The organism is Streptomyces tricolor, from assembly GCF_002155905.1.
Lineage (GTDB): Bacteria > Actinomycetota > Actinomycetes > Streptomycetales > Streptomycetaceae > Streptomyces > Streptomyces tricolor.
Genome location: NZ_MUMF01000820.1, coordinates 1 through 2,448, shown reverse-complemented (window position 1 = coordinate 2,448; position 2,448 = coordinate 1). Strand labels below are relative to the sequence as shown.

Below are 2,448 nucleotides of genomic sequence, written 5' to 3'. Positions count from 1 at the left end.
ATGTCTACGAGGGTGAGGGAGCGCACACGGCGTGAGTCCCTGAGACGGACAGGGCTACACCGAGACGGGCCACACCCGCACCCGCCTCCCCGACCCCGACCCCTACGGGGGTCGGGGAGGCGGGTGTGGGTGTGGCCCGTCTCGGTGTAGCCCTGTTCGTCTCCGGGACTCATGCCGTGTGCGCTCCCTCACCCTCGTAGACATACGACGGTAGCCGTGCTGGTTCCCGCGCGGGCGCGGTGTGGTGACTCGACATCAGGGAAACGCAACCTCAGCCGGTGGGCACGACGGACGGGCGGGAGGGACGGGGCTACACCGCCATGCCGTACACGATGGTGAACAGGGTGCCGAGGGAGCCGATGATGAACACCCCGGTGAGACCGGCGATGATGAGGCCCTTGCCCTGTTCCGCGCTGAAGGTGTCCCGGAGGGCCGTGGCGCCGATGCGCTGCTTCGCCGCACCCCATACCGCGATGCCGAGGCAGAGGAGGATGGCCACGGCCATGACCACCTCGATCATCACCTTGGCCTCGTTGCCCAGGCTGCCGAAGGGGCCCCAGTCCGGAGCGATTCCGCCGATGATGGTGTTGATGTCTCCCTTGTCGGCCGCAAAGAGCATGTAAGTCACCGCCCCTGGTGGGTAGTTCCGCGTGTGCCCCTGCGGTGTGCAGAGGTCAGGCCTCATTGTCGCCGACAACGTCGCCAACGTATGTCGACTTGACGTCATTGACTGGCGGGTTTCGTACGAATAGCACGTATGGTCACTCTGTGTATCACGGCAGGTCACGCCGGGCAACGAGATCCGACCGGAACCTGTCGTGTGGTTCTGTCGTTGACCCCCTTTACGACCTGGCACGGTTTCTGACGGCCGGTCGGGTGAACTCTCGCGTCGATGTTCTCACGGGGGGACGAGGAAACGGGCCACGGCGGCAGTTGCCGGCGCCGAGGAGGGCGTTGTGGGCGGAGTCCCGCGGCGGGGGTCAGCGCGGGCGCAGGCCGACCAGGAGCAGGTGGATGTGCTCGTCCAGGCCGGCCAGGGTCTCCTCGGCGTCGAGCGCGCAGCCGGCGATCAGTGCGGCCAGGCCGTGCAGGCTCGCGGCGGCGACGGTGGTGATGCGCTCGGGGTCGCCCGGGACGATCTCGCCCCGCTGCTGGGCGTCCGCGACCATCCGGGTGAAGGTGCCGAGGGAGCGGTCGACGGCCGCCGCGAGCTGTGCGGTGCGGTCGGGGTCGTGTTTGCGCGCGAACATCAGCTCCAGGAGTTCGGGGTTCTCCACGGCGAAGCCCAGGTAGGCGCGGGCGAGGGCCGTGATCCGCTGCTCCAGGGAGAGGCCGGGGCCGTCGGCGGCGGCGTCCAGGGCCTGGTTGAGGCGCTCGTACCCGTCCAGCGCCAGGGCGTCGAGCAGGGCCTGCTTGTCCTTGAAGTGCCGGCCCGGGGCGGCGTGGCTGACGCCGGTGTCCCGTGCCAGTTCGCGCAGCGAGAGTGCGCCGACCCCCTTCTCGCGCAGCGTGCGCTCGGCGCTCTTGAGCAGGGCGGCGCGCAGGTCTCCGTGGTGGTAGGGGCGGCTCGTGGGCATGCGCATCATCGTATCTCGATGTTGTCGTTGACAGCATTGTTGGCGCTGCCTACATTGAGGGCATGGCTGATACGACCGAGACGCGCGGCAAGCGCGCCAAGTGGAACGCGACCCGCATCCCCGACCTGACCGGCCGTACGGCCGTCGTCACCGGCGCCAACAGCGGCATCGGCTTCGCCGCGGCCCGGGCGCTGGCCGGGGCCGGGGCGCATGTGGTGTTCGCGGTACGGGACCTCGCCCGGGGCGGCGCCGCCGCGGCGCGGGTGAACGGCAGCACCGAGGTGCGCCGGCTGGACCTGGCGGATCTGGACTCGGTGCGGGAGTTCGCCGCCGGCTGGGACCGCCCGCTGGACCTGCTGATCAACAACGCGGGCGTGATGATGCTGCCGGAGCAGCGCACCAGGCAGGGCTTCGAGATGCAGTTCGGCACCAACCACCTCGGGCACTTCGCGCTGACCAACCTGCTGCTGCCCCACGTGACCGACCGGGTGGTGACGGTGGCGTCGAGTGCGCACCGCATGGGCGGGGCGATCCACTTCGAGGACGTCAACCTGCGCGGGAAGTACAGCCCCGCCCGTGCCTACGCCCAGTCCAAGCTGGCCAACCTGCTCTTCACCCTGGAGTTGCAGCGGCGCCTGACCGCGGCCGGGTCCGCCGTGCGGGCCGTGGCGGCCCACCCCGGCTGGGCGGCCACCAACCTCCAGAGCCGGGCCGGGAACCCGCTCGCCCGGGTGTTCATGCAGGCCGGCAACAAGTTCCTCGCCCAGGACGACACGGCCGGCGCCCTGCCCACCCTCTTCGCGGCGACCCAGGAGCTGCCCGGCGCGGCCTTCGTCGGCCGACGTCGGCCTCGCCGGGCAGCTCCTGGGTC

Annotated in this window: 3 protein-coding genes; 1 reads left to right on the top strand and 2 read right to left on the bottom strand. The window is 70.4% G+C overall.

The window, feature by feature from the left end; translation table 11 throughout:
* Positions 1 to 310: 310 nt before the first annotated feature.
* Positions 311 to 619, bottom strand: coding sequence for a hypothetical protein (locus CCN44_RS40115; protein WP_014673544.1), 309 nt, complete (start codon positions 617 to 619; stop codon positions 311 to 313).
* A gap of 361 nt (positions 620 to 980) precedes the next feature.
* Positions 981 to 1,586, bottom strand: a complete 606-nt coding sequence (locus tag CCN44_RS40110) for a TetR/AcrR family transcriptional regulator (protein WP_059251178.1) — start codon at positions 1,584 to 1,586, stop codon at positions 981 to 983.
* Between the two features lie 53 nt (positions 1,587 to 1,639).
* On the opposite strand from CCN44_RS40110, the gene CCN44_RS40105 reads away from it, so the two are divergent.
* On the top strand, positions 1,640 to 2,448 hold an 809-nt coding region (locus CCN44_RS40105; protein ID WP_107502170.1), incomplete at its 3' end, for an oxidoreductase.